Source organism: Providencia sp. PROV252, from assembly GCF_033676005.1.
In the GTDB taxonomy this organism is placed as follows: Bacteria; Pseudomonadota; Gammaproteobacteria; order Enterobacterales; family Enterobacteriaceae; genus Providencia; species Providencia vermicola.
The window spans coordinates 659,603-686,003 of sequence record NZ_CP096294.1; the positions used below are offsets into that span (position 1 = coordinate 659,603).

The 26,401-nt window shown below is 41.4% G+C and carries 23 protein-coding genes and 2 tRNA genes; 17 read left to right on the plus strand and 8 right to left on the minus strand.

Annotated elements, in window-relative coordinates; all coding sequences use genetic code 11:
* Positions 1-18 precede the first annotated feature (18 nt).
* Both narX and M1F05_RS02850 read right to left on the minus strand, forming a co-directional pair.
* Positions 19-1,785, minus strand: coding sequence for a nitrate/nitrite two-component system sensor histidine kinase NarX (narX, locus tag M1F05_RS02845; protein WP_206084458.1), 1,767 nt, complete (start codon positions 1,783-1,785; stop codon positions 19-21).
* A 469-nt stretch (positions 1,786-2,254) separates the two neighbouring features.
* Entirely contained in the window at positions 2,255-3,163 is a 909-nt protein-coding gene (locus M1F05_RS02850; RefSeq protein ID WP_206084459.1) for a DUF808 domain-containing protein, read from the minus strand.
* Between the two features lie 287 nt (positions 3,164-3,450).
* Between M1F05_RS02850 and M1F05_RS02855 the strand changes: the two genes are divergently transcribed.
* A complete protein-coding gene (locus M1F05_RS02855; RefSeq protein ID WP_206084461.1) occupies positions 3,451-4,437 on the plus strand; it encodes a glycosyltransferase in 987 nt (328 codons plus the stop codon).
* A 48-nt stretch (positions 4,438-4,485) separates the two neighbouring features.
* On the opposite strand, the gene M1F05_RS02860 is transcribed toward M1F05_RS02855, so the two are convergent.
* Complete coding sequence (locus tag M1F05_RS02860; protein WP_206084463.1) at positions 4,486-5,430, minus strand: nucleoside hydrolase; 945 nt, start codon at positions 5,428-5,430, stop codon at positions 4,486-4,488.
* A gap of 269 nt (positions 5,431-5,699) precedes the next feature.
* Here M1F05_RS02860 and M1F05_RS02865 point away from each other — a divergent pair, with 269 nt between their 5' ends.
* The 5 genes from M1F05_RS02865 (at position 5,700) to M1F05_RS02885 (ending at position 10,885) form a co-directional block, all read left to right on the plus strand.
* A complete protein-coding gene (locus M1F05_RS02865; RefSeq protein ID WP_206084465.1) occupies positions 5,700-6,446 on the plus strand; it encodes a helix-turn-helix transcriptional regulator in 747 nt (248 codons plus the stop codon).
* A 324-nt stretch (positions 6,447-6,770) separates the two neighbouring features.
* Positions 6,771-8,075 (plus strand): NAD(P)/FAD-dependent oxidoreductase, encoded by a 1,305-nt coding sequence (locus M1F05_RS02870; protein WP_206084466.1) that lies wholly within the window; start codon positions 6,771-6,773, stop codon positions 8,073-8,075.
* 48 nt (positions 8,076-8,123) lie between these two features.
* Complete coding sequence (locus tag M1F05_RS02875; RefSeq protein WP_206084467.1) at positions 8,124-8,492, plus strand: cupin domain-containing protein; 369 nt, start codon at positions 8,124-8,126, stop codon at positions 8,490-8,492.
* 28 nt (positions 8,493-8,520) lie between these two features.
* Positions 8,521-10,014 carry an aldehyde dehydrogenase family protein gene (locus M1F05_RS02880; protein ID WP_206084468.1) on the plus strand — a complete coding sequence of 498 codons (1,494 nt, stop codon included), beginning with the start codon at positions 8,521-8,523 and terminating at the stop codon, positions 10,012-10,014.
* A gap of 127 nt (positions 10,015-10,141) precedes the next feature.
* On the plus strand, positions 10,142-10,885 hold the full coding sequence (locus M1F05_RS02885) for an SDR family oxidoreductase (RefSeq protein ID WP_206084469.1): 744 nt from the start codon (positions 10,142-10,144) through the stop codon (positions 10,883-10,885).
* Positions 10,886-10,889: 4 nt separating this feature from the next.
* On the opposite strand, the gene M1F05_RS02890 is transcribed toward M1F05_RS02885, so the two are convergent.
* Positions 10,890-11,555: a helix-turn-helix transcriptional regulator gene (locus tag M1F05_RS02890; RefSeq protein ID WP_206084470.1), complete on the minus strand. Its 666-nt coding sequence runs from the start codon at positions 11,553-11,555 to the stop codon at positions 10,890-10,892.
* A 398-nt stretch (positions 11,556-11,953) separates the two neighbouring features.
* On the opposite strand from M1F05_RS02890, the gene M1F05_RS02895 reads away from it, so the two are divergent.
* The 6 genes from M1F05_RS02895 (at position 11,954) to M1F05_RS02920 (ending at position 18,407) form a co-directional block, all read left to right on the plus strand.
* Positions 11,954-13,447 (plus strand): APC family permease, encoded by a 1,494-nt coding sequence (locus tag M1F05_RS02895; RefSeq protein ID WP_206084471.1) that lies wholly within the window; start codon positions 11,954-11,956, stop codon positions 13,445-13,447.
* Positions 13,422-14,036: a DUF3156 family protein gene (locus tag M1F05_RS02900; protein WP_241016849.1), complete on the plus strand. Its 615-nt coding sequence runs from the start codon at positions 13,422-13,424 to the stop codon at positions 14,034-14,036. The genes M1F05_RS02895 and M1F05_RS02900 overlap by 26 nt, the downstream gene beginning before the upstream one ends.
* Before the next feature lie 58 nt (positions 14,037-14,094).
* Positions 14,095-15,663 carry an alpha/beta hydrolase-fold protein gene (locus M1F05_RS02905; protein ID WP_241016850.1) on the plus strand — a complete coding sequence of 523 codons (1,569 nt, stop codon included), beginning with the start codon at positions 14,095-14,097 and terminating at the stop codon, positions 15,661-15,663.
* 181 nt (positions 15,664-15,844) lie between these two features.
* The gene (phoA, locus tag M1F05_RS02910; RefSeq protein ID WP_206084473.1) at positions 15,845-17,284 is read left to right on the plus strand and encodes an alkaline phosphatase; all 1,440 of its coding nucleotides are present in this window, start codon (positions 15,845-15,847) and stop codon (positions 17,282-17,284) included.
* A 218-nt stretch (positions 17,285-17,502) separates the two neighbouring features.
* Complete coding sequence (locus M1F05_RS02915) at positions 17,503-18,033, plus strand: GNAT family N-acetyltransferase (RefSeq protein ID WP_206084474.1); 531 nt, start codon at positions 17,503-17,505, stop codon at positions 18,031-18,033.
* A 119-nt stretch (positions 18,034-18,152) separates the two neighbouring features.
* A complete protein-coding gene (locus M1F05_RS02920) occupies positions 18,153-18,407 on the plus strand; it encodes a DUF1435 family protein (protein WP_206084475.1) in 255 nt (84 codons plus the stop codon).
* A 97-nt stretch (positions 18,408-18,504) separates the two neighbouring features.
* Here the strand turns inward: M1F05_RS02920 and M1F05_RS02925 are convergent.
* From M1F05_RS02925 to rsmC, 3 genes are all read right to left on the minus strand, one after another.
* Positions 18,505-18,590 (minus strand) — tRNA-Leu (locus M1F05_RS02925).
* 46 nt (positions 18,591-18,636) lie between these two features.
* A tRNA-Leu gene (locus M1F05_RS02930) sits at positions 18,637-18,722 on the minus strand.
* Between the two features lie 158 nt (positions 18,723-18,880).
* On the minus strand, positions 18,881-19,894 hold the full coding sequence (gene rsmC, locus M1F05_RS02935) for a 16S rRNA (guanine(1207)-N(2))-methyltransferase RsmC (protein ID WP_206084476.1): 1,014 nt from the start codon (positions 19,892-19,894) through the stop codon (positions 18,881-18,883).
* A gap of 131 nt (positions 19,895-20,025) precedes the next feature.
* Between rsmC and M1F05_RS02940 the strand changes: the two genes are divergently transcribed.
* Positions 20,026-20,436 (plus strand): DNA polymerase III subunit psi, encoded by a 411-nt coding sequence (locus M1F05_RS02940; RefSeq protein WP_206084477.1) that lies wholly within the window; start codon positions 20,026-20,028, stop codon positions 20,434-20,436.
* Complete coding sequence (rimI, locus tag M1F05_RS02945; protein ID WP_206084478.1) at positions 20,405-20,857, plus strand: ribosomal protein S18-alanine N-acetyltransferase; 453 nt, start codon at positions 20,405-20,407, stop codon at positions 20,855-20,857. The genes M1F05_RS02940 and rimI overlap by 32 nt, the downstream gene beginning before the upstream one ends.
* A gap of 87 nt (positions 20,858-20,944) precedes the next feature.
* Here rimI and M1F05_RS02950 read toward each other — a convergent pair whose 3' ends face one another.
* Positions 20,945-22,498 (minus strand): BCCT family transporter, encoded by a 1,554-nt coding sequence (locus M1F05_RS02950; protein ID WP_206084479.1) that lies wholly within the window; start codon positions 22,496-22,498, stop codon positions 20,945-20,947.
* Between the two features lie 320 nt (positions 22,499-22,818).
* Between M1F05_RS02950 and M1F05_RS02955 the strand changes: the two genes are divergently transcribed.
* The 3 genes from M1F05_RS02955 to M1F05_RS02965 are packed head-to-tail and all read left to right on the plus strand — an operon-like array spanning position 22,819 to position 26,386.
* Positions 22,819-23,949, plus strand: coding sequence for an aromatic ring-hydroxylating oxygenase subunit alpha (locus M1F05_RS02955; protein ID WP_206084480.1), 1,131 nt, complete (start codon positions 22,819-22,821; stop codon positions 23,947-23,949).
* Positions 23,950-23,967: 18 nt separating this feature from the next.
* Positions 23,968-25,419 (plus strand): NAD-dependent succinate-semialdehyde dehydrogenase, encoded by a 1,452-nt coding sequence (locus tag M1F05_RS02960; protein ID WP_206084481.1) that lies wholly within the window; start codon positions 23,968-23,970, stop codon positions 25,417-25,419.
* A 13-nt stretch (positions 25,420-25,432) separates the two neighbouring features.
* Complete coding sequence (locus M1F05_RS02965; RefSeq protein WP_206084482.1) at positions 25,433-26,386, plus strand: PDR/VanB family oxidoreductase; 954 nt, start codon at positions 25,433-25,435, stop codon at positions 26,384-26,386.
* Positions 26,387-26,401 lie beyond the last annotated feature (15 nt).

Below are 26,401 nucleotides of genomic sequence, written 5' to 3' on the forward strand. Positions count from 1 at the left end.
ATGATTCTCTCTGGTGTATTAAGCGTCAGATAAAGGGAAAGTTACCTTAACCTCTGTTCCGCCTTGAGGTCTGGGTATAACAAAACATTCGCCATTAAGGCTAAGGGCTCTTTCTCTCATAATAATTAAACCATAGTGATTGAGTTTGTCGACATTTGCAGTGATTCCAGCTCCATCATCGATAACTTTGATACAAATAATACCTGAATTTTGTGTTAATGAGACTTCTGCCCAACTTGCATTAGCATGCTTTAAAATATTACTTAGGGCTTCTCGGATTATTTGTATAATATGAATTGATTGATGTGGTGAGATACTCTTCGCTGGAATATCATAGTGTAACTTAATCGTATAACCCATCCGCTCACTAAATTCACTAATCGTACTCTCTAAAGAGGGTAGTAGCCCTGGTTCAGTTAATTTTAATCGAAAAGTAGTTAAAAGCTCCCTTAGCTGACTATAAGCGGTGTTAATTTCGCTGCGCATTTCAGTTAATAATTGCTGAGGTTTTTCGGGTAATGGCTCAGGTTGCAATTGTAGATAGCTAATTTGCATTTTTAAACAAGATAGTGATTGTGCAATTGAATCATGTAGTTCACGTGCAATGGCCGAGCGCTCATCCATAATTAATAATTGTTGCTGTTGTTCAATTTGGTGTTCCATTGCGAGCATGCCAGATATTTGTTTAACTAACATTGAGACTAAATTGTTTTGTTCATCAGATAGAGTTTGGCCAGCCATTATTTCACCGATAATGACACCATAACGGTGCATGTTATCTGACAACTCCCACTGTAAAATTGTGATTTTTTCATTTGCTAATAAACTATCTTGCTGCTCATTTAAATGGGGAGATTCGCCATCTAATCCTATCGACTGACAGTTGATTTTGTGAAAATAAGCTTCATTGCTATCTTCATATAACCGTAAACTCAGATTATTTAATATTGTAATATTTTTCAGTTCAATCAGGACTTTTTGCAGTCTTAAATAAAGTGGTTCAGATGAGTGAAGAATTTGATTCGACTGGTATAAATAGGACAATACACGATTTTTTTTCGTAAGGTCGGCCGTTTTTTCTGCCACCCTTTCTTCTAATTGGTGATAGCTTTGTGCGAGTTCTTCTGACATTTGGTTCAATGTTTCACCCAATGCATTTAACTCGTCTTGTCGGTTATTTTTTGGATAGCGCTGACTGAAATCTTTTTGTCCAATAGCGGTCACCATTGATAGCAATTTCATCCATGGGTAGTAAATTTTTCGCCGCAAATGCCATATAGTTCCCATGAGTAGTAAGAATACTAAACTAATGAAAATGAGCTGTGTCATGGCGACATAGGCTATTTTTCTTTCAGTTTTCTCATCAATGCTGTGGACTAACTCATCAAGCTTATTAACAAACGAAATAACTTCATATCTTGCATCATTTGGTGTATTTGCATTTATTAATGTAGGGCGTAATGTAAGCAGCCAAAAGTTGTGAAGTTCATTAAATTGTGGCGTTAAATCTTCAACTTTGACGACCTGGGTGAGTTCAGGGCTTAGTAAATCACTTTCTAGAGAATCTAAGTAATGTTGATTTTGCTGATTAAGAGGAACTAATGAGAGCAGCCGGTAGCTCTGCATGCGTAATGAACCAGACTTGTTGATTGCGTGAGCGTTACCTTGAACGCTGATAATCATTCTATTTGAAATCGTCATTCCTATAATTCCAAGGATAGCAATTAGCAACATTAGGCCAATAACTTGGTTAATAATAGAGAATCGACGATACAGAGTCGGCATTTATAGTTCCTCAAAAATCCGTGGTACAACTAGTTTTAAGATTAGGTTGGCGATATTGTTCATAAAGGTAACCTAATTAAATATACTACCTTAGTATTAACTTAAAGGACTTAATTTGCGTATAACGCGCTGAAAATAGAAGATTGAAATCTGCGATTATCCTTACTTGTTGATATTAATAGATAAAAATAGGCTGCTTTGTGTTTTTTCTGATAATGGTTACGTATTATAACGTAAATTAAAGGTGAGTTTCTTTTGATTTAGATCAGACTAGATGTTTTATGATTTCTAAAAGGTAGGTTTAATAATCCCTAAAATACACAAAATTTGAACCTATCAATATGTATTTTATTATACATCGATAATGTGAGAGAAAGTAAATTAATAGGAATCTAAGTAGAAAAGTTTTTATTTCATCAAGCGAAAAAATAGAATAATGCGGATAAAAAGCCGTATTCTATTTTTGGTATTAGGCTTTTTGAATTTTCTTGATTAAAGATAAAACCATAACAAGGCACATACCAACAATGAAGCCAAAAAATAAGTTAATTATTGTCGGTAGGATAAACTGCATAGTACTCCCAATAATAGGTGTTAATAAGGCAGTGAAGGATATTTCTTCAATCCATTCAGACATATAGCGAATGCCATGAGTGAGTATACCACCTCCAACCATAAACATTGCGGCTGTGCCGACAACGGAAAGTGTTTTCATCAGATATGGTGTGGTATAAATAAGCCCATTGCCTATTTTTTGTAGTAATGCTGATGTTTTCTTTTGCAGATAAAACCCTAAATCATCAAGTTTAACAATTCCAGCAACGAGCCCGTAAACACCTATAGTCATAATAACAGCAATAAGAGATAGTACTGCGAGTTGATTAATAATCGTTGTGGTAGATACAATGCCTAATGTAATTGCAATAATTTCAGCGGATAAAATAAAATCAGTGCGAATAGCGCCTTTGATTTTTTCTTTTTCGAATTCAGCCAGTTTTTCTTCAGGCACCGAGTGTGTTTTCGCTGCTAATTTTGCATTAGAATGAAAAATTTTATGGGCAATTTTTTCTGCACCCTCAAAACATAAGTAAGCGCCACCTAACATTAATAAAGGCGTGATAGCCCAGGGAATAAACGCGCTGATCAATAGAGCGAGAGGAACCAAAATTAATTTATTGAGAAATGAGCCTTTAGCAACGGACCAGACAACAGGAATTTCTCGTTCAGCACGAACGCCTGATACTTGCTGAGCATTTAAAGCAAGGTCATCTCCTAGAACACCAGATGTTTTTTTCGCGGCCATTTTTGTCATCATTGCGACGTCATCAAGCACGGCTGCTATATCGTCAAGTAAGGTCAGTAAACTACTTCCAGCCACAAGAGATCCTCAATTAAGTTTGTTTAAGATGTCGTTAATGTTTATTAGGCTGATCAAGTGATAATTAGTTCATTAGAGTTTATAACATATTCGAATTTTTAATTATTCCTTTAAGAAGAATGCCTAGAGTTATTGGATTATGAAATTTTTATGACAATGGAACCAATATGGTTTCTTCTTTTCTAATTTAGGGTATTTCTAAAAACTCACCAGGTGAGTTTGTTTATGTTATTGAGCAATGTTGCATTGGGTTAGTACTTTTAAATCGATTGGTATAGGGTTAATACATGTCTTCTCAACCAGTTTTGAGTATTGTTGTTGCGGTTTATAATGGTGAAAAGTTTTTACCTCAGTTCTTTGATAGTCTATTAGCGCAAAATTTAGAAAATTGGGAGCTCATTGTTGTTAATGATGGCTCTAAGGATAACAGCGAAGGAATTATCAAAGAGTATGAAGATAAATTCAGTCATCTGAAGATTTTGTCTCAAGAAAACCAAGGCGTGTCAGTTGCTCGTAATACTGGAATGGTTGAAGCGACAGGGAAATATATTACATTTCCTGATATCGATGATGAAATTAGCCCGAAAATGTATGGCAGATTGTTAGAAATTGCATTAGCGGGTGACTTAGATGTTGCAACTTGTAATGGTACCTATGTTTATACTAATGGCGATGTACCGAAAGCGATATTTCCGCCAAATAAGGTAGCCTCTACAGGAGTGATAAGTGGCCCTGAATGGTTAGAAAAAGGGCTAAGCTCACGTAAATTTTTGCACGTAACTTGGCTGAATCTATACCGTTTAGATATGCTGCGCCAATATAACTTTTTCTTTGAGCCGAAGCTGCATCATCAAGATATTCCCTGGACAACTGAGGTTTTATTGGTTGCGAAACGTGTGCAATTTATTAATGAGCAATATTATCGCTATTTGATCCACAACCAGTCTGTTTCTCATTCGTTGAGCGGTGACGAACGGTCAGTGCGTAAAATTAATACTTATTTGAAAATTATCGATATGTTATTAGCGATTTACCAGCGTTATCCTGAACAAGTCAAACAAGCACCAGCGTGTATTTGGCAAGTAGGTAAAGAGGGATTAGGCGTTGTTCAAGCTTTACTTGCGATTAAATCCCCTGAAATTCGTAAAGAAATGGTGCAGCAATTTTTCGACAAAGGATATTGGGAAATTGTGTGGAACCATGCGACAACGGTAAAATTAAAGTGGCGTTTAATTAGGCGCTATACGAAATTAAAAGATATTATCAAAGACTAGTATTCAAAAAAGCAGGTAGCTTATGCAGCGGAATAAGCTACCTTTTTACTATTTATCTAATCGCTTTAGCGCATCGATAAACATTTCCCATAACCGCTGGTTATTAAGCTTCGTCGCCACTTGTGTATGGCAATCCGCGGGGGCTTGAGCGCGAAAGTCGGTTACTGTCATTCCAAGCGTTAACGTTCCTTGAAGCTCAATATCAACAGGGGCTTTGCACGTTTCTATCATTGAGGAGTCAATAACATAGGCAACAGCACAAGGATCATGAACGGGCGCATGGTCACTGTAGCCGTTACGTTGGCGATACCCTGCCGTATAGTAGTTCAACGATTCAACAACAAATCGGCTAATTGGTGTATTGAGCGCGGCAATTTTAGCCATGATGGCATCTGTTGGTTTTGCTTGGTGAGTTAAATCCAATCCAACCATTGTTAATGGCCATTTTTCGTTGAAAACGATATGTGCGGCCTCTGGGTCGATGGCAATATTAAATTCGGCGACAGCTGAACGATTCCCCGTATGGTATCCACCACCCATTAGCACGATTTCTTTCACTAATTCAACAATTTCAGGGGCTTTTCTTACCGCAAGGGCGATATTTGTTAGCCCGCCAATGGGCACTAATGTAACCGTTTTTGCAGGATGAGCTTTAAGCGTATCGATGATCAGGTCAACAGCATGGCGCTTATCAAGGGGTAATGTTGGTTCAGGGAGATGTGTGCCATCTAACCCACTAATTCCATGCACTTCAGCAGCATTCTGAATGTCTCTAACTAATGGACGTGGGCAACCTGCGGCAATCGGGATATGTCTTGCGCCCGCAAATTCAAGGAGCGCGCGTGCATTGTGAGTGACTTTCTCTAGGGTTTGATTCCCCACAACGGTGGTGACAGCCAATAGTTCCACACTTGGATTACCCAGAGCCAATAAAATCGCCATGGCATCATCATGGCCAGGGTCACAATCCAGAATAATTTTGTGTGAAGACATCATATCTCCTTGTCTAAAACGCTTTTATTGATGAGGTAGACTAAGAAATTATGGTGAAATTTCCTGTGATCTGCTTCTTGTTTATCTGTCATCACTCAAGTATTTAGTAACAAAATATTAATACTTTTGGATGATACTGTGATTTGATTAACATATTAATAACAAGTGGTTTGAGCTTATACAAATAATGTGTTTTTTATATTCTTTTGGCTTAATGTATTTATGAGCCATATTTAATTTATTAATAAGTTAACAAACTTGGGGGCGGAATGGATAATTATCTCACTAAATTACCTGATGTGATTGATTCTGTTGCAACTAACCAGTTTTATCCTAATTTATTATCATGGTTATCATCCTTTATCGCTTTTGATAATGCCATCGTGTATGCCTTTGAAAAGGATACGCCTCCACGTTTTCTTTCAAAAGTTGAACGACGAAACAGTGATAGTGTGAACCGAATCTATCAGCGAGGCGCTTATTTAATGGATCCTTTTTACCAAGAGATCCAAAAAGGAGGGACGTCCAAGGTTCTTACATTGAAGGAATTGGCACCTAAAGGTTTTTATCATACAGATTATTACCTGAATTTTTATCGCAAAACGGGCTGGTGTGACGAAGCAGGACTGTTGCTGGAAATTTCTGCGGATAGGCAATTGGGAATATTTTTTGGTAATGAAGACAGACCATTTTTCTCTGAAAAATATACTCAAGCCCCCTTAAAAGAAGCGTTTGAAATTATTTGCAGCATGGCTCGATTGCATAAAGAAGTTTCTCCCAATGTGGTATCGAACCACTATCAAAATGCAGATAGGCAAACTCGTTTCGGCCTCACGCCAAGGGAATGTGAGGTAGTGGAGTTGATTCTGGAAGGCAAAGGATCACCTCAAATTGCAGAGTCACTTTTTATTAGCCTTGGTACAGTCAAAAATCATCGTAAAAATATCTACCAAAAATTGAATATTAACTCGCAAGCTGAACTATTTAATTTATTAATGAATCGAGTAATTCAGTGACTGTATAGCATGAGTATAAATGCAGTGCGAATAATGAAGAACTATAATTATATTTTAATAATCATATGATTGCGTTTTTTGTTATGTTAATTTAAATTTTTTTTGAAAAAATGTATTTAATTATTATTAATATCGAAATATTTAATTAACCAATTGAATTGAAAATAAAAAAAATAATTTAAAAATATTTTGTTTTTATTTAAATATTCTACCTGGCTCACATTTGTTAAATCTTTGTTTTAAATGTCCCTAAAGGGCTATGTAATTGTTAATGCAAGGTTAAGATAATCGAGGTATTGCAAGATACTAAACAGGGTATCCATTATGAATAACCAAGTAGAATCATTAACTTATTACGCAGCAACAAAGAAATACGATTTGCGTTTTCCAACACTGAAAGAAGATCTTGATGTGGATGTCGTGATCATCGGGGGCGGTTTTTCAGGGATCCACACAGCGCTTGAACTATGCGAAAAAGGGATCACAAACATCGCTATTTTGGAGGGTCGTTACCTCGGTTACGGGGGATCAGGGCGTAATGGCGGCCAAGTGATGGCTGGAATTGGGCATGATATCGATGCAATCAAAAAATATGTGGGTCCAGAAGGGTTAGAAACCATCTTTAAGCTTAGCAATATGGGCGCAGGGATCATGCGTGAACGTATTGCTAAATACGATATTGATGCGGATTTTTGCCGTGGATATGCTTATTTAGGCAGCAATGCTCGCCAAGAAAAAACATTACGTAGTTGGCTGAAAGATTTCAAATCTGTTGATCCTGATGAAGAAATTGAATTTTATAGTGGCTCAGAACTAAAGCAGATTATCGGCTCAGATGCTTATACCTGTGGTATCAAGCACATGGGCGGTGGGCATGTACATTCATTAAATCTCTTATTGGGTGAGGCAAAAACAGTTAGCGAGATTTATGGCGCAAAGATTTTTGAAAATAGCCAAGTTTTGAATGTTGAGTATGGTAATACCATCAAAGTTAGAACGGCGATGGGAACCGTTAAAGCACAGAAAATGTTATGGGCATGTGACTCATTCTTAAATGGTCTTGAGCCCACGCTTTACCCAAAAACCATCAATACCTACGCTTATCAATTAATGACAGAAGCGCTATCTGACGAATTAATTGAGCAAATTAGCCCGATCCGCGGTGCATATAGTGATATTCGTCCTGTGATTGATTATTACCGGGTCACTAACGAAAACCGTCTGTTATTCGGTAGTTCAACGCATTTTCTTGAGTATATTCCGTCTGATTTAAAAGCCTGGAATCGCAATTTAATGTTGAAGGTTTTCCCTTATCTAAAAGATGTCAAAATCGAATTAGCGTGGGGTGGCCCGATGGCCTGTAGTGCGAATCTTTTCCCACAAATAGGTTCTTTGCCTCAACATAAAAATGTGTTCTATGCACAGGGATATTCAGGTTTCGGCGTAACGCCAAGCCAGATCGTGTGCAAAGTGTTGGCTGAAGGCATGGTGGAAGGTTCTCATCGTTATGACTTAATGAGTTCGATTCCTCACGCCAATATTATTGGCAAAGACAGCATGCGTAATGTGATTGTTTCACTTGCGAAAATCATGCACCAAACATCGGGTTACTGGCAAGGCCGTCGCTAATTCGTATCCGTATAATTATTTTATTGAAATCGATTAAAGGTAAATATCATGATTAGTCCATTACTGCTGAATAAACCGCTTCCAGAGCTACTGAACATTGGTAGCGTAACAAACTTAGGCTCTGTAGTTGTCGAAGGTGACCCACAAGCCAGTGTGGCGATGGTTTATGGCGAGCCAACGGATAACCTAACTTGCGGTATTTTTGCGTGTACAACAGGCAAATTCAAAATGGTTTATCCGTTTGATGAAATGGCAACAGTACACGAAGGCTCAGTTAAATTGACAGATGTTAAAACGGGTGTGACGGTTGAGTACCATAAAGGCGATACATGGTTTGCTGCGAAAGGTACTGAAGTCTTATGGGAAATTGATACCCCGCGTTTCGTTAAGCACTACCTAGCTTGTGTGAATGCTTAATTAATTACTATTTAGTGGAGTGATTGCAATGAGTGAGTTAACCCTATTACCTGAAGTCAGCGAATTTCTGAAACGTCAACATGGGCATTTTATCAATGGTTTGCCGATTTCTGGCAAGGGTGAGACTTTTTTTGACGTTGTTAATCCAGCCACTGAACAGGTTATCGCTAAAGTCAAAGAAGGGACATTAGCAGAAGTGGATGCGGCAATGAGTGCGGCACATGTGGCATTCAAAGGTATTTGGGCAAATACCACACCGATGGAACGTGGAAATTGCCTAAACCGCCTTGCGGATTTACTTGAAAAGCACCTTGAAGAACTCGCGCAGCTTGAAACCCTATGTTCAGGGAAAACGATTCAACTTTCCCGTTTCCTTGAGGTAGGGTCGGCGGCGCAGTTTTTACGCTATTTCGCGGGGTGGGCGACAAAAATTAGCGGTGAAACGTTAAATGTGTCACTGCCATCATTTAATGGCGAAAAGTATTCCGCATTTACACAACGCGAGCCTGTTGGGGTTGTTGCAGGGATTATTCCATGGAATTTCTCCATTATGATTTCCATTTGGAAATTAGCGGCTGCATTAACGTGTGGCTGCACCATTGTCTTGAAGCCGAGCGAATTTACGCCACTGACGATGTTACGCGTGGCGGAATTAGCGAAAGAAGCAGGTATTCCTGATGGCGTGATTAATATCGTTAACGGTGGTGGTCGCGAAGTAGGGCCTGCACTTATTCAACACCCTCTATGTTCTAAAGTGACCTTTACGGGATCGGTACCGACTGGGCTGGCGGTAGGGCGCACAGCAATGGAAGGAAAATTAACCCGTGTGACATTAGAGCTAGGGGGGAAAAACGGTGCGGCATTCTTGGCGGATTTACCTGTTGAGAAGATCGTGAATGGCATTATCGAAGCGGGTTACCTTAATCAAGGGCAAATCTGTGCAGCGGCAGAGCGTTTTTATATCCCATCCAAATTAATGGATGAGGTACTGGCTGAACTTAAAGTCCGTTTATCTGCGATAAAAATAGGTTCTCCATTAGACGAAACAACCGAAATGGGGCCGCTTGCGAACAAAGCCCATTACGAAAAAATCCTCAGCCTATTTGAAAAAGCGCGCCAAGATGGCAGCGAAATTATTTATGGTGGCCAGCCGATTACAGGGGCGGGGTATTTTGTTCCGCCGACTATCATTCGAGCGAATAGCCCAGACGATGCATTGATGAAAGAAGAAACCTTTGGCCCTGTCGGCACCTTCTTAAGTTACGATGACGAAGAACAACTGATTGAGATGATGAATAGCACACCATTTGGTTTAGCAGCCAGTGTATGGACAAACGATCTCAGTAAGGCGATGCGGATGATCTCTCGTATTGAAGCGGGGACGGTTTGGGTGAATATGCACACTTTCCTTGATCCTGCGGTGCCATTTGGCGGTATTAAGTCTTCAGGTATTGGTCGTGAGTTTGGCAGTGCCTTTATTGAGTATTACACTGAGTTAAAATCTGTCATGGTGCGTTATTAGTGGTTAATTTTGAGTATTAATCAACTGCTTCCCGGCCATTGTGCCGGGTTTTTTTATGCTTTTATTCACGTGGTGATGAAAAATAGGGCTATGATAGTTGTATCTTATTTCTGAGCTAGGTGGTGGTATGAAGACGGTATTGATTACTGGTGGAAGCCGAGGAATTGGTCGTGCAACAGCACTTCAACTCGCACGGCTCGGTATGCGAGTGCTTATTAATTATAAAAGCGACCATCAGGCTGCGGAAGGGGTTGTTGCAGAAATTCAGGCGGCTGGAGGTGTCGCATATGCATTACCATGCGACATTAGCAGTGAAATTGAGGTTGTTAAGCTGTTCGAGACCGTTAAGCAGCAACATGGTGATTTGCACTATTTAGTGAATAACGCGGGTATTTTATTTCAGCAATGCAGAACAGAAGCGTTAACAGCACAGCGAATTAATACTGTTCTTGCGACTAATGTCACTGGGTTACTGATATGTTGCCGTGAGTTTATCCAACTGGCTCGCCATTTTAACCACTTTGATAAAAAAGCGATTGTGAATGTTTCGTCAGCGGCAGCACGTTTAGGTGCGCCTGGAGAATACATCGATTATGCTGCGTCAAAAGGTGCGGTAGACTCCATTACAAAGGGGCTGTCATTAGAGTTAGCTGAGTTAGGGATACGTGTTAATGGTGTTCGTCCTGGCTACATTTATACGCAGATGCACCAAGACGGCGGTGAAGCAGGGCGTGTTGATCGGGTTGCGGCACAGTTACCACTGAAAAGAGGCGGAGAACCTGAAGAAATTGCGGAAATAATTTCATGGTTGTTAAGTGATGCTTCATCCTATGTGACGGGTTCAATTATTGATGCGGCAGGTGGTCGCTAGTTAATTAAAACTTTTCCTGACGAATAATAAACCCTGATGACACAAGTTCAGTTCGGTTAGTGACATTGGCTTTAGTGAAGATATTACGCAGATGGGTTTTTACGGTGGATAATGACACGCCTAATAACAACGCAATACGCTTATTACTCGCGCCTTCACGCACCAAATGAATGATTTCTTGTTCTTTTGGTGTGTAAGATACTAAAGAATCAGGCAAGATATCAAACGTCATCAGCTCTGCAACAGGTAAGATCGCATTTAACCGCATGATTTCGTGTTGCGAGAACGGGCTGTCTCGCAGTACTGAAACTCCAGCAATAATTTTATTTTTCCGACGAATAAAAATCTCAGCCATATCTGTTAGATTATTAGGTTGCATAAAATCATGAAAAAAAGCCTGATTTTGCTGACGAATTTCAGGAGACATCCTGACTAATCTTAAATCATCTTCTCGAAATTTATCGGGATGGAGTGGATCGAGTTGATGAAAATAAGCCAGATAATCTCGGTGCATTTGAGCAGGGATCCCATATAACACATAGTTGTCTGGCTGCCAGTGGTCGTTGACCAGGTAATACACTGACGCAGTAATAGGGATAATGTGTGCAATGGTATTTAGGCAGCAATCAATCAATGTTTGCTGGTGGTCGCTAAACTGAGGTGGGCTCATTTTATCCCCTTCCATAGTGAGTCAGATAATTATCATGCGCTTTATTGTTATTAACATAAAGCAAACATGTTAATAACGTGAGGTCGATAACAGTATTTAAAACAAGTAAAAATTGGTTCAGTCTTGATTTGTTAGGATTTGGTATCTTTGGTTAATTGATTATTAATATATTAATAATCAAAATGATTGTTATGTATTGATATTAAAGTATATATTTTTATTTCTGTTGATTTTCTTGGTACTTTTCGAATAGTTATAAGAACTCCCCCTCTCTCTGGGTATCGTTCTTTAGGACGATGGTCGCCTCTTTGTGCTTCTTTCTATAGTGGCAATGTAGTCACGCTTTTTTTACAAAAAATTCACATCCATGACTGCGTATAGAGCGAGAGGGAAGCAAAATGAATTTATCCTCAAAATTAACGTCACATCTCGAAAAGGGAAAAGTTGGGTTCCCAACGACGCTGGCGAGTTCCGCGGGCTTGATTATGGCAAGCCCTGTTATCTTAACCGTCACCAGTGGGTTTGGTATTGGTGGCGATACGTTTGCATTAGCCGTGTTACTGAGCTTCATTATGATGCAGGCACAGCTCACCACTTTTTCAGAGGCCGCGGCGATTTTACCCACCTCTGGCTCCGTGTATGACTATATTTCTTGTGGTATGGGGCGCTTCTGGGCTATCACTGGTGCATTATCAGCGTATTTGATTGTGCATGTCTTTGCGGGAACCGCAGAAACTATTCTGTCGGGGATTATGGCGTTGGTGAACTTTGAGCACCTGAATACGGTACTGGAAACCAGTAATTCGTCTTGGATGGTTGGTGTGGGTTTAGTTGTCACTTTCGGTATCTTAAATGCTTTTGGTATTGAAGCGTTTGGTAAGGTTGAAGTGGTATTGACTTTCGCCATGTGGTCAACACTGGTGATCTTTAGTATTACAGGCTTGATGTTACCGTTTAACGTACCGATGGAGGGGTGGTTTGGTGCAGAGCTAAATATCTCTGATCCAACACTGGTTTTAAGTTTTGTGGGTATGGCGATGTTTATGTTTGTTGGTTGTGAGCTTGTCACACCAATGGCGCCAGAAATTAAAAATTCCGCCAAAGTGATCCCTCGCGCCATGACAACGGGTTTATTCTGCGTGGCCTTATGTATGGTGCTGTTTGGTGCTGCGCTGGCCAATCAAGTCGAAAACGTGGTGGTTGACCCACAAACAGGCACGCGCTTATTGGAAACACCGATGGCAATCCCTGCGTTTGCAGAGCGAGTCATGGGGGAATTTGGTAAATACTGGATTGGTGTCGCACTGTTATTAGCGGGTGGGGCAACCATTAATACACTGATGGCTGCTGTGCCGCGTATTTTATATGGCATGGCACTAGATGGTGCATTACCGCGCATCTTCACGTATTTGCACCCACGTTTTAAAACACCCGTATTCGGTATTTTAGTGGCTGTGATGATCCCATGTTTACATGCTTTTGCTATCCAAGGTGATCTTGACCGTATTATTCCTCTGGTGCTAGCGGCAGTGTGTTCTTGGGGAACTGCGTATTTATTAGTGACTATTTCCGTGGTGCTATTGCGTATTCGCCGCCCTGATTTACACCGAGCTTACCGCTCGCCGTTTTTCCCAATTCCTCAAATTATTTCGAGTGTCGGGATTATTTTAGCGATTGTGTATATCACACCGCCAGGTATGAATAAGTCTGATGTGTATATTCCGTTTGCGATAATGTTAGGTTTAACGGCCAGTTATGCACTGATTTGGACAGTATTTGTTCAGAAGGTCAATCCGTTCAAACCCGTTGATGTTGAAGTTGTTCTGTCTAATTCATTTAGAGATGAAGAAAATGAGGAGGTACAACTTGAGCCATTACGTCACCTCGCCTAAACCTTCGCTATTACAGCGATTGGGAGGCTTAACGAAAAAACGGTTACCAACAGGTTACCAAGCCGGGTTAACGTTAAATCGAATTGAGCGGGATATGGCGCCTTATCCATGTGAGTGGAGAGCACCAGGTGTGCTCCTTATCCTGCCGCAACCTTCGTTGACCATTGACGTCACTGAGCGCGTTAGAAAACTCTTCCTCGCGTTTATTGTGTACAGCCGTTTTTCAGTGTCAGGTTTTTGTGATGAAAATTTAAATGCAAAAATTGTCGTGAAAACGCGTGGTAGCGTGAGAAAAAAACACATTCATTTTGTGTCGAAGCAACCCGATGGGCAAAAAGTGATTGGTTGGCTGAATGCTTATCCAATTATTAGAGAGACACTGGAAGAGTTAGATTTTAATTCATGCCAAATAACTTTGAGCCATGGTCACTGGCGTTGTGAAATCGAGCCCTTTACCGCATCGGAACTTGTTAGCCGCGTTCCAGCAACAAGGCGTTACTTGAAAATAGCGCCAACGCAGCGATACCGGTTACTCAGTTCACTTCAGCTGATTAACCAATTGATGGAAAAACATACCGCTACCCATTGAGTTTAAAAAGGTTTTTTGATAGTAATAATTATTATCAGTTGACTCCTTGGAATTAGATGTGAAATCTTTGCCGCTTTTAGGTTGTATTTTGTTTTCCTGTGCAGCGATGGCAACGCAATCTGACTGCATTCGTTTAGGTGAGCTTTCTTCTGTGGAAGGCGTACATGATAGCGAAGGCCATAGCTGCGTTTATTTTGAGGCTTTGCAGCAAGATTTTATTAAGCAGCGCGGTGAGGGGTTCTCTCAGGTTGTTTTATTAAATGCTGACAAGCAGCCTGTTCGTGTATTACAGGCATATGGTTCCGACAAAGAACCGCATACAGCTGATTACATCGTGCCGACAAATGGTGTGTATTACCTCGATTTACAAGGCTCTCCAGGTAAATCATGGCAATTACAGTTTGATGTGAGTGACTATCAGCCTTTAGCGATTAAAAAAGATAACGAGCCCATTAGCCCTAAACTACAAAGCCTGCTCAATGAACATTATCATCATGGTGATACTAATGCGTTTTGGCAGGAGGTTGCCAAGCAAGGGACGCCGCTTATTGAAGACCTTGCAGGTCGACAAAAACGAGCGACATTTTTATGGCGCGGAGCAAAGTCCAATGCGTATATTTTAGGAGCGCCTTCGGGGAATCATGAAAGAATGGCGCAAATAGAAGGAACGGATATTTGGCACCGTTCCTTCATCATTCCAGCGGATACATTAACTCAATATAAAATTGCCCCTGATATCCCTACCGTACCTGAAGGCGGTTTTGCACAGCGCAAAGCCATTTTAGTCACCGCCCAGGCTGACCCTTACAACTCACAAAGTATCCCTTCTGGCTCAACGGATAAATATAATCGCTTTTCCTTGCTATCACTGGCACCGAATATTCGCCAGTGTCAATTTCCTGCTATTGAAAAAAAACACATTCAAGGGCAGTTAGAAACCTTTACCTTATCTAGCCAAATTTTGAATAATGAGCGGCAAATTACGGTATACCGCCCAAATATTCAGATGAAACAGCCTGCGTTATTGGTACTTTTGGATGGGCAAATCTATCTTCATACTTATCAAATGGCGAAATTTTTTGATAGCTGGATGAACGAGGGCTCTCTCCCACCAATGAATATTGTGTTTGTCGACAGTATTAGCTCTGATAGGCGTGGCGAAGAACTGCCTCCGAACACGCTTTTCCCGCAATTGCTGGTGGATGAATTAATGCCGCAATTGGCGAAAAAAGGTATTGATGCGAAAGCGGAACATACCATTATTGCTGGATCAAGTTTTGGAGGGTTAGGGGCAACGTGGAATGCACTACAACACCCTGAAATATTTGGCAATGTGCTGAGTATGTCAGGGTCTTATTGGTGGGCGCCAAAAGGGGAAGATCCTGAATGGTTAATCAGTGAAATAGAAACGATGCCACCGAAGCCTATTCGCTTTTTCCTCGAAGCAGGCTTATTTGAGCAACGAGGAAGCTGGGGCGGGATCATTCAAAATCATTATCAGTTATTAGAAGTGTTGAAACATAAAGGTTATTTAGTGGATGCCATTGAATTACCCAGCGGGCACGATTATGTTTCTTGGTGCGAAACATTATACGAAGGCACTAAACAACTGTCTTCTCAGTGGTAATAGCGCGTTAATTTCAATAAAAAAGCAGCGGATAATGCGCTGCTTTTTTCACATTTATGACAATCGTCTTCATTTCGCCATAAAAGCGTCATTCAACTGTCATCTGGTTACTTTAGCATGCCTGTCATTATTTGAAGCATACTTCCTCTTTTTTCATTATTGATTGGCAAGGAAAACAGTTATGACTGGTAATTTTATGAAATCCCTTTTAGCTGTCACAGTCAGCACATTAATGTTAGGTAGCACCCTTCCAGCTTATGCAGCGGATAAAAATGATGCAGTTTCAGAAAACCGCGCAGCGCAAGGTGATATCACCAAGTTTGGTGGTGCACGTCGCTTAGCGACCGAGCAAACGGATATCATGAAAGCCGCATTACATAATGGCAAAGCAAAAAACGTGATTTTATTTATTGGTGATGGCATGGGTGATTCAGAAATCACCGTTGCACGTAACTATGCAGAAGGGGCTTCTGGATTCTTTAAAGGTATCGATGCATTGCCAATTACAGGGCAATATACGCATTATGCGCTAGATAAAAAGACGCAAAAGCCTGATTACGTCACAGATTCAGCGGCATCCGCTACAGCATGGTCTTCTGGGGTGAAAACCTACAATGGGGCTTTAGGGGTAGACGTCTTTGGTAAAGACCACGAAACATTAATTGAAATCGCTAAACGTAACGGTAAAGCGACAGGTAACGTGACGACCTCTGAGATCCAAGATGCAACGCCAGCGGCGCAATTCTCCCACGTGACGGCACGTAAATGTTACGGCCCAGAAGAAACTTCAGAAAAATGTGGAACCAATGCCCTTGAAAATGGTGGTCGTGGTTCGATTTCTGAACAGTTATTGGTAACCCGTGCGGATGTGACGTTGGGCGGTGGTGCGAAGAGCTTTAAACAAGAAGCGAAAGCGGGTGACTATAAAGGTAAGACGCTTGAGCAACAAGCGATTGAGCGCGGTTATACTATTGTGCGTGATGCGAAGTCGCTGAACGATATAAAACTGGCAAACCAAGACAAACCTCTACTTGGACTATTCCACGATGGCAACATGACAGTCGCGTGGGAAGGGCCAAAGGCGGTGCACTATGGCAACATCAACAATGCTCCGCTGGAGTGTAAGCCGAATCCAAAATTAGATCCAAACGCACCAACGCTAGCGCAAATGACGCAAAAGGCTATTGACCTGTTAGAAGTCAATCCAAATGGTTTCTTCTTACAAGTTGAAAGTGCATCTATCGATAAACAAGATCATAAAGCCAACCCATGCGGCCAAATTGGTGAAACGGTTGCTCTTGACCAAGCGGTTCAAGTGGGCTTAGATTTCGCGAAAAAACATGGTGATACATTAGTTATTGTGACTGCTGACCATTCACATTCAAGCCAAATTATTCCAGAAGGCACGAAATCAACGGGGTTAACTCAAGCGTTGATTACCAAAGACGGCTCTGTGATGGTGGTGAATTACGGTAACTCTGAGGAAGATGATTCACAAGAGCATACTGGTGCTCAGCTGCGTGTTGCGGCTTATGGTCCACACGCTGCGAATGTGATGGGTCTGACTGACCAAACCGATTTGTTCTTTACCATGCGTGATGCAATGGGATTGAAGCAATAAACCAACCCTGTAGTGTAAATTCTCCGCAATATGGATGTTGTGGGGAATTTTTTATTTTATGTTCCCATCTCTTTTGAATATCTTGCTTTTATTTCAACCTTGCCTTAATAGCTTATTGAAATGGTTGAACTTATTTTTTTATCGGTTATCTTGGAAAACAAATTCACCTGATAACAATAAAGAGCGTTTATATTGGCGCTGATAATGAGAATAAGATCATGAGAGAAATCCGCGAATTACAACGAGATGAAATCCCTTCTGTTTGGTCAATCGATCGCACTGAATTAATTGAACACCTTTATTTACACCAAGAGGGCAAACTGGTGCTTTCGAAGCAGCGCTTTGATATGAAAGGCTGGCCAGAAGGCGAGCCCGAGGCTTATACCCCGCATTTATTAGACAGTTATGACCAAGGCGCTATTTTTCTGGGTGTCTTCGAACAAGGAAAAATCATTGCGGCTGCAAGCGTGGATAATATTTGGCGAGGGGAGCAAAAGAATTTACTGCAGTTATCCTTTTTACACGTGAGCCATGCATATCGAGGCAAGGGGATTGCGGGAATGTTATTTCAACAATGTGTAGATATTGCGACTCAAAAAGGGGCGAAAGGGCTGTATATCTCTGCAACGCCATCTGAAAATACGGTGCATTTTTACCAATACATGGGATGTGGTTTGATTGAAACACCAGACCCAGAGCTGTTTGCCCTGGAACCAGAAGATATTCATTTTGTTTATTGGTTTTCTTAAGTTATCTATTTTGTAAAAATCGTGTTAATTTAGGGGTGTTTTCGCAGAAAAACGATTGAAATTTACTAAAAATTAGATATGATTGATAATCATTATCATTTAAGATTATTGAGGTCACTATGCCAACTAGCATATCAAAAACCGCAGGTTTACGGCGTATAGGCGCTGGCCTATGGGGTGTCTTTGCCGTGGTATTGCTAAGCATTGCTTATGTCCTCAGCAATATGGGTTTTGATAACCTAAGAGTGGTGATGATCACTATGATGATCGCAACGGCGGGGATGTTATTTAATCGCGGCTCTCGCCGTTTATTGATTATTCCAGCTGTAGTTTCATTACTGTGCTTTTTGATGGCTTTTGTGTTGCAAAGGTAGTTTGATTTGCGAAAGTGTTAATTGAGCTGAATGCAATCTGGGAAGATTTCAGAAAAATGCGCGCAAGGCTGCTGGGGAAATAACATTCATTGACCAGTGGTGCGAAAGGGGGGACTTGAACCCCCACGTCCGAAGGACACTAACACCTGAAGCTAGCGCGTCTACCAATTCCGCCACCCTCGCAATACTGTTTCGTCAATGCTGAACTACTGTGTTTATCTAAAGTTAGTGGTGCGAAAGGGGGGACTTGAACCCCCACGTCCATAGGACACTAACACCTGAAGCTAGCGCGTCTACCAATTCCGCCACCCTCGCAATGCCAAATCTAACTTTTCTTACAGCGATAATACGCAGCGGATTTTAGGCTAATTTTAGCGGACGTCAATATTTTTTTAATCATCTATTTTTTTTTGATTAAAAAACGGCCAGCCTATGAGGCTGACCGCTAAATTGCACGATAATAGGGTCATTAACTAGCGTTTCGTGGCTTGGTATACCTTGAATTTACCTGTTTTTGCTAGCACTTCATGGCTACCAAAGGCTTTATCTAATAAGTCTGGGTAAGGTAAAAATGCATTGGCAACAATGCGCAAATGACCGCCTTTTTTCAGGAATTTAGGGGCTTGGTAAATCATGTTTTCAACGGCACTGTAGCTGGTGTTTAGCCCATCATGGAAAGGTGGGTTAGAGATAATCCAATCGAATTTGTCGTGAATATCTGAATAGGCATCACTTGCAATGACGGCTCCCGTGAGTTTGTTCGCTTCAAGTGTTGAGGCTGCGGAGTCTAATGCGGAGGCGCTAACATCGCTTAACGTCAGCTTAACATCAGGGTTTTGCGTTCCAATGACGGTTGCAAGAACACCATTACCACAAGCGAGGTCGAGAACATCGCCTTTCATTGGCTCTGTTAATGTTGAAAGCAGTAAATCACTGCCGATATCTAACTCATTATGACTAAACACGCCAGGTAGTGCATTAATTCTAACCGTATCAAGATCATAGTGACGCCACCAGCGTGCAATATCAAAGGTGGTTGGTTGCTCTAATTCACCATAATACAAGCCACAACGGCGGGCCGAGTCGATTTTTTGTAAGGTCGCGATACCTTCCATGATGGATTCTGCGCTTTTGACGCCACTGCGGTTTTCGCCAACAATAAAAATTTGACTACCCGCAGCAAGATGGGTGCACAGATCGTCCAGTTGGAAGCAAGCTTCTTGTTTATTTTTTTGCCAGAAGTAAATCAATGTATCGCAAGGCTGAATAAATTCAGCGGGTGTGGTTGATGAAAATAAAACCATTTCGCCCATCAAAGGCTGCAGGTTTTTCCAACGATGGTATTGATTTGTTACGACGCGAACACTTGCTGCTTCGAGAGTGGCAGCCAATTCATCCTGAATGTCACCAGCCAAAATGACATGACGATCCGTAAAATGCTCAAGATGGCGCTGGATAACTTCACTGGCCGGTGTCAGTAATGACATATTCTGTCAATCTCCTAAAATGATAAAAACTGCTAACACCATACCAGAAATGCGAGAAATCGCATTGCTCTGTTGGCGCTATTAATCCCCTTTGATAAGATGGGGTTGTAAAATAGCGACTGGAAAAATAAATGACACGACGTGACAGGCTTTTAGAACAAATGGGGATCACTCAATGGATGGTGAGAAATCCAGCTGTGTTACGTGGTGAACGTGGTGTCAGGATCCCAGCGTCGACTAAGCTTATTATTATTACTGATGAGAACCTTGATTTAAATAGCCAGCTGTTAAAAGATATTTTTCTTTCAATGCGAATTGCACAAGATGATGTGGTTTGCATTAATTCTGAGCAGCTGAATTTAATCCCAACACCAATAACAATTCCTTGTTGGGTTCTCGGGGGGGAAACCCATCCAGAAGGTTCAAAAATGACGTACTTTTCACCTGTTTTGTCTGAGCTTATGACGAGTATCAGCGCCAAACAGGCACTATGGAAACAAATTTATCAATATGATGAAAATTTCAACACTAAAGCAATCTGATCTTGCTACTGCCTTCTTAATTGAGAAGTTAAGCCATGATTTTCCATGGACTGAGCGAGTTTTTTATGGGAATCAAGGGGAAAAGTATCATAACCTAAAAATTTCTATTAATAATCAGATTGTTGGTTATGCGATAACGCAATGTGTTCTGGATGAGGCAACACTATTTAATATCGCTATTCACCCTGATTACCAAGGCAAGGGATATGGGCGTTTATTGCTAGAACAGTTGATTAGTGAGCTGATGAATAAAGGCATTATGACGCTTTGGTTAGAAGTCCGAGAATCAAATGCTTCTGCATTGCATTTGTATGAAAAACTCGGTTTTCATGAAGTCACTGTACGAAAAGACTATTACCCTGCTAAAAAAGGCCGAGAAGACGCATTAGTCTTAGCGCTCACACTGTTTGGCTCCCAATAGTTGCTCCTGAAAGCGAGTAAAAAACCCCAGCACATGCCAAATGTTCTGGGGTTTTTATTGTTGAGCGACTATAAATTCATTTTTTAACTATTTTTCGGGTAATACAGGTTCATTGGCCATTGAGAGATCTTCTTTTGTCTGTCTTTGGACTGCGACCTGTGCATTCACTTCTTCGTTCAGCCCTTTATAAGTGGAATAACACATTAACAGCATCATCATGGAAAGAGGGACTGCCATAGCAACTAGCGCTGATTGTAATCCTGATAACCCGCCCGTCATGATGAGTACAACCGCAATCGCGGCAATCACAACACCCCAAATTGTTTTGGTGATGTGGGACGGGTTAGGATTACCATTTTCACTGACCATGCCCAAAACAAACACCGCCGAGTTTGCTGAAGTAATAAAGAAGATCAACACCAATGCAATGGCAAGTACACTAATGAAAGTAGATGCAGGGAAATAATCTAAGAATTTAAATAACGCTGATGTCACATCGGTTTTCACTGCATCCGCGAGCGCTGTTTGCCCTAAGTTTTGAATTAAATGAATAGCCGAACCGCCCATTACGGCAAACCATGCAAAGGCACTTAATACTGGAATAAATACTGCACCAATCATAAATTCTTTAATGGTTCGCCCTTTCGAAATACGCGCGACAAAGCTACCGACTAATGGTGCCCAAGCAATCCACCAGCCGAAGTAAAACAGTGTCCAGTTAGCAATCCAAGTACCGTCATTATAAGGCTCAGTACGAAATGACATACTGACAAAGTTTTGTACGTAATCGCCAATACCTTGGAACAACACTTTTAAGATGGTTTGAGTTGGACCAGAGATAAAGATAAATGCCATCAATGCTAATGCGAGGATGATATTCAGGTTCGATAGGTGTTTAATCGCCCCTTGTAATCCAGAGATGGTTGATGCGATATAAACAACAGTGATAACTGCAATTAACCCAATTTGCACGTAAATGCTAATTGGAAGCCCCCATAAGTAGTTCATGCCACTGTTAACTTGCAGTGTACCAAACCCCAATGATGTGGCGATGCCAATCACAACGGAAAGCATCACTAACACATTAATTAGCTTACCGACAGAACCATAAATTCGATCGCCAATTAAGGGATAGAAAACGGAACTAATTGATGAAGGTAGCTTTTTTCTAAATTGAAAATACCCTAAAGCGACACCGACCAGTGCGTAACAGGCCCATGCGGAAACGCCCCAATGAAGGTAAACATACTGCATCGCTGATTTTGCGGATTGCTCAGTTGAGCCTTGGCCAATGGGTGGACTGATGTAGTAGGAAACAGGTTCTGCAACTCCCCAGAACATCAAGCTGATACCAATAGATGCGCTGAATAGCATGGCAATCCATGTCACCGTACTGTATTCGGGTTTATCGCTGTCATCGCCAAGACGAATATGACCGAATTTAGAAAAACCAAGGAACATGCAGAAACTAAAAAAGATAAAAACAGAGCCCAGAATGAACCAACCTAGGTTGTTATAGATAAAGCTCAGAGCAGAATGTGAAAATGCTTCCAGTTTGTCGGGGATAAATGCGCCCACACTGATGATAGCCAAGCTAATGGCTAACGACACGTAAAATACGGATTTCTTATGATTCATCATACCTCTTCTCCAGTTGCTCACTTATTTTTTGTCTTTTATGAGAGTTGGCTTGCAGGGAATGCCTGTTTATTTTTAAGGGTACAGCTAACTGTGGTTACTTTGGGTTTACAGAGAATAGCCATGCAAAGATTGTGTAGTCAACAAGTAATTAACCAATTATTAACAGTTGGTTTAATTTAATATCATTTAACCGAATGATTTAATTATTAAATAAAATATTGTTTGAATATCGCGCAATATTTTGTTTGATCATTTATGCGATCTTCGTTAACATCCATAAAAAAGATGTTAACTATAAGTTTACATAAGTGAGGGCAATTATGAGCAATGCAGCTAAAGTCATTTCGATTAATGATCACCTTGATATTGATAACGCATGGACAATCCCTGCGCGTTATTACACATCTAATGATATTTTTGAATATGAAAAAGAAAAAATCTTTGCTAACTCATGGGTTTGTGTTGCCCACGTTAGTGAAGTTAAAGAAAAAAATTCCTATATCACCCGTGAATTGATCGGTGAAAGCTTAGTGATTGTGCGTGGTCGTGATGATGTTTTACGTGGTTTTTATAATGTGTGCCCACATCGTGGTCACCAATTAATTAGCGGTGATAGCGGTAAAGTTAAAAATGTAATTACTTGCCCTTACCATGCGTGGGCTTTCAAACTCGATGGTCAGTTAGCGCATGCGACAAACTGTGAAAATGTGAATAACTTTGAGTCTGATGCGATGTCACTTAGCAGCTTTCATGTGATTGAACATGCAGGGTTTATTTATGTGAATATGACCGTGGGTGAGCCGCAACCGATCGAAGAGCAATTACCTGGCCTCGCTGAAAAAATGCAAGAAGCTTGTGCGGTGATTAGCGATTTAAAATTGGCAGCACGTTTTGTTAGTCATACGCCAGCTAACTGGAAGACCATTGTTGATAACTATATTGAATGCTATCACTGCCCTACCAACCACGTCAGTTTCGCCAGCTCTGTGGATGTGAATGTTTACGAGCACCAACTTCTGGATAATTGGACGGTACAAATTGGTAAAGCAAAACCGTCTGAATCTTCTTATCAGTTTGATGAATCCGTTTTAGACCCGCGCTTCTTTGGTTTTTGGATTTGGCCAAGCACCATGTTCAATATGCCGCCAGGAGGAGACTTCATGACGGTTATCTATGAGTTCCCTGTGAACGCTGGGGAGACCTTGCAACACTATGATATTTATTTCCTTAATGAAGAATTGACTGAGTACCAGAAAAACTTAGTGGAATGGTATCGCACCGTGTTCCGCCCAGAAGATTTGCGCTTAGTTGAAAGTGTTCAAAAAGGGCTGAGATCGCGGGGCTACCGTGGTCAAGGACGCATTATGGCCGACAGACAACGCAGTGGGATCAGTGAGCACGGTGTGGCGCATTTCCACAAAATTGTTGCTGGTGCACATACCGAAGAATAATGAAAGGAGCCGTCACATATGCAGACAGTCACTCACCCGACGCTTTTTCGTCAGTCTTGTTATATTAATGGGCAATGGGTTGATTCAGATAAAAAAATTTCTGTGACGAATCCTGCTGACCAATCTGTGCTGGGGACTATTCCCAGCCTAACGGCAGCACAAGTGGATGACGCTATTGAACAGGCTTACGGTGCAATGGAAAGTTGGAAACAATTGACCGCGAAAGCACGTTCGATCATTTTACGCCGTTGGTTTGAGTTGATCGAAGCCAATGTTGATGATCTTGGCCTGATCATGACCCTCGAACAAGGTAAACCGCTGCACGAAGCTAAAGGAGAAATTCGCTATGCAGCCTCTTTTATTGAGTGGTTTGCGGAAGAAGGTAAGCGTGTGTATGGGGAAACCATCCCCCAAACTGTTGGTAGCAACCGTATTTCAACGATAAAACAGCCGATTGGTGTCTGTAGCGCTATCACGCCGTGGAATTTCCCAGCGGCGATGATCACGCGAAAAGCCGCCCCCGCTTTGGCCGCGGGTTGTAGCATCATTATTAAGCCTGCAACAGAAACACCTTTTACTGCTCTCGCATTAGCGCAGCTGGCGGATGAAGCCGGTATTCCAGCAGGGATATTTAACGTCATCACTGGGGATTCTCGAGTTTTAGGGGAAAGGCTGACAAAACATGAGCTTATCAGCAAGTTTTCATTTACAGGTTCAACACAAGTCGGTCGTGTGCTATCAGAACAATGTGCATCAACCATCAAGAAAACGTCGTTAGAGCTTGGCGGTAATGCACCGTTTATTGTGTTCGAGGATGCGGACATTGATAAAGCGGTGAGCAGTGCAGTTCAAGCGAAATTCCGTAATGGCGGCCAAACCTGTGTTTGCGTCAACCGTTTCTACCTTCATGATGCTATTTTCGACGAATTTAAGACCAAGTTTGTTGCAGAAGTCGCCAAGTTGAAAGTTGGGAACGGGGCGGATGTTGGTACAGATATTGGACCAATGATTACCACGCGGGCTATTGAAGGCATGAATGCACTATTGCAAGACGCATTGGCAAAAGGTGCAAAACAGTTGGTATTGGGAAATGAAATCAAAGAGCAAGGTCATTTTTTCAATCCAAAAGTGCTGGTGGATGTTGATGATTCGATGGACATTGTGCACGAGGAAATCTTTGGACCTATCGCAACGTTGATCCGCTTTACTGATGAAAATGAAGTTATTACGCGAGCAAATAATACCATTTATGGACTCGCGGCTTACTTCTTCTCCCGTAATGTGAACCGTGTTTATCGCGTCGCTGAAAAACTGCAAAGTGGCATGGTGGGGATCAATACAGGGTTGATTTCTAATGAAGTGGCACCATTTGGTGGGGTTAAACAATCAGGGCTAGGTAAAGAAGGGTCTCGATATGGTATTGAAGACTACTTAAGTATCAAATACCTGTGCTTAGATGTCGGCGAATAAGAGGGACGCGGTGATGAGCCAAGAAAAAATTGCAGTGAATGTCAGCCGAATCGAACAAGTGAGTTCAACCGTTAAAATGTTTGAATTTGTTGCCCAAGAGGGAAATTTCTTGCCTTTTAGTGCAGGCAGTCATGTCACTGTATACATGGGGGAGCAAACGGGCTTACAGCGCGCTTATTCGCTGATTAGCGACCCAAAACATAGAGGCAGTTACTGTATTTCCGTTTTGCGTGATGAAAACTCGAAAGGTGGATCGGCATTTATGCATGAGCAGCTGTCTGTTGGCGATTGTATTCATCTTTCACCTGCTCAAAATTTCTTTTCCCTTGAACAGGATAACCAGTGTAAGCACTTGCTAATTGCTGGGGGGATCGGTATCACACCGTTTATGTCTTATTTGTATGAATTAGAGCAAGGCGGTATGGATTTTGAGTTACATTATTGCTTTCGCGATGTGAAAACCGCTGCGTTTGTCGAGCATTTACAAGAGCGTATTGGCTCACGCTTGCGCCTTTATGATGGCAGCCAAGGGCAGAGGATGTCTGTCGAGCAATTGATTCAGTCCCAACCTTCGTCTAGCCATGTGTACGTGTGCGGCCCTCAATCATTAATTAATGAGGTGATTGAAAAAGGTAACCAATACTTAGGGGGATCACAGGTACATTTTGAAAACTTTGGTGAAGTCGCCAGTGAAGGGGATTCTTTCGAAGTTTACTTTCAACGTTCAGGCTTTAGCTTAGAAGTTGGCAAAGATATGTCTATTTTACAGGCTATTGAAGCGGATAAGCGCATCAATGTGGAGTGTTTATGTCGTAATGGGGTTTGCGGAACCTGCGAAACCGCGATCCTTGAAGGCGAAGCTGATCATCGTGACCACTATTTAGATGACGATGAGAAAGCAGAGCAAAAAACCATGATGTTATGCGTATCTAGGGCAAGAAGTAAGCGTTTAGTACTTGATTTATAAATTCATTCCCCCACC

Bases quoted from the DNA above. Each gene is read 5' to 3' on its own strand.
- narX (WP_206084458.1), bottom strand. From the start codon at position 1,785: ATGCCGACTCTGTATCGTCGATTCTCTATTATTAACCAAGTTATTGGC.
- M1F05_RS02855 (WP_206084461.1), top strand. From the start codon at position 3,451: ATGTCTTCTCAACCAGTTTTGAGTATTGTTGTTGCGGTTTATAATGGT.
- M1F05_RS02860 (WP_206084463.1), bottom strand. From the start codon at position 5,430: ATGTCTTCACACAAAATTATTCTGGATTGTGACCCTGGCCATGATGAT.
- M1F05_RS02865 (WP_206084465.1), top strand. From the start codon at position 5,700: ATGGATAATTATCTCACTAAATTACCTGATGTGATTGATTCTGTTGCA.
- M1F05_RS02870 (WP_206084466.1), top strand. From the start codon at position 6,771: ATGAATAACCAAGTAGAATCATTAACTTATTACGCAGCAACAAAGAAA.
- M1F05_RS02875 (WP_206084467.1), top strand. From the start codon at position 8,124: ATGATTAGTCCATTACTGCTGAATAAACCGCTTCCAGAGCTACTGAAC.
- M1F05_RS02880 (WP_206084468.1), top strand. From the start codon at position 8,521: ATGAGTGAGTTAACCCTATTACCTGAAGTCAGCGAATTTCTGAAACGT.
- M1F05_RS02885 (WP_206084469.1), top strand. From the start codon at position 10,142: ATGAAGACGGTATTGATTACTGGTGGAAGCCGAGGAATTGGTCGTGCA.
- M1F05_RS02890 (WP_206084470.1), bottom strand. From the start codon at position 11,555: ATGAGCCCACCTCAGTTTAGCGACCACCAGCAAACATTGATTGATTGC.
- M1F05_RS02895 (WP_206084471.1), top strand. From the start codon at position 11,954: ATGAATTTATCCTCAAAATTAACGTCACATCTCGAAAAGGGAAAAGTT.
- phoA (WP_206084473.1), top strand. From the start codon at position 15,845: ATGACTGGTAATTTTATGAAATCCCTTTTAGCTGTCACAGTCAGCACA.
- M1F05_RS02915 (WP_206084474.1), top strand. From the start codon at position 17,503: ATGAGAGAAATCCGCGAATTACAACGAGATGAAATCCCTTCTGTTTGG.
- M1F05_RS02920 (WP_206084475.1), top strand. From the start codon at position 18,153: ATGCCAACTAGCATATCAAAAACCGCAGGTTTACGGCGTATAGGCGCT.
- rsmC (WP_206084476.1), bottom strand. From the start codon at position 19,894: ATGTCATTACTGACACCGGCCAGTGAAGTTATCCAGCGCCATCTTGAG.
- M1F05_RS02940 (WP_206084477.1), top strand. From the start codon at position 20,026: ATGACACGACGTGACAGGCTTTTAGAACAAATGGGGATCACTCAATGG.
- rimI (WP_206084478.1), top strand. From the start codon at position 20,405: ATGATGAAAATTTCAACACTAAAGCAATCTGATCTTGCTACTGCCTTC.
- M1F05_RS02950 (WP_206084479.1), bottom strand. From the start codon at position 22,498: ATGATGAATCATAAGAAATCCGTATTTTACGTGTCGTTAGCCATTAGC.
- M1F05_RS02955 (WP_206084480.1), top strand. From the start codon at position 22,819: ATGAGCAATGCAGCTAAAGTCATTTCGATTAATGATCACCTTGATATT.
- M1F05_RS02960 (WP_206084481.1), top strand. From the start codon at position 23,968: ATGCAGACAGTCACTCACCCGACGCTTTTTCGTCAGTCTTGTTATATT.
- M1F05_RS02965 (WP_206084482.1), top strand. From the start codon at position 25,433: ATGAGCCAAGAAAAAATTGCAGTGAATGTCAGCCGAATCGAACAAGTG.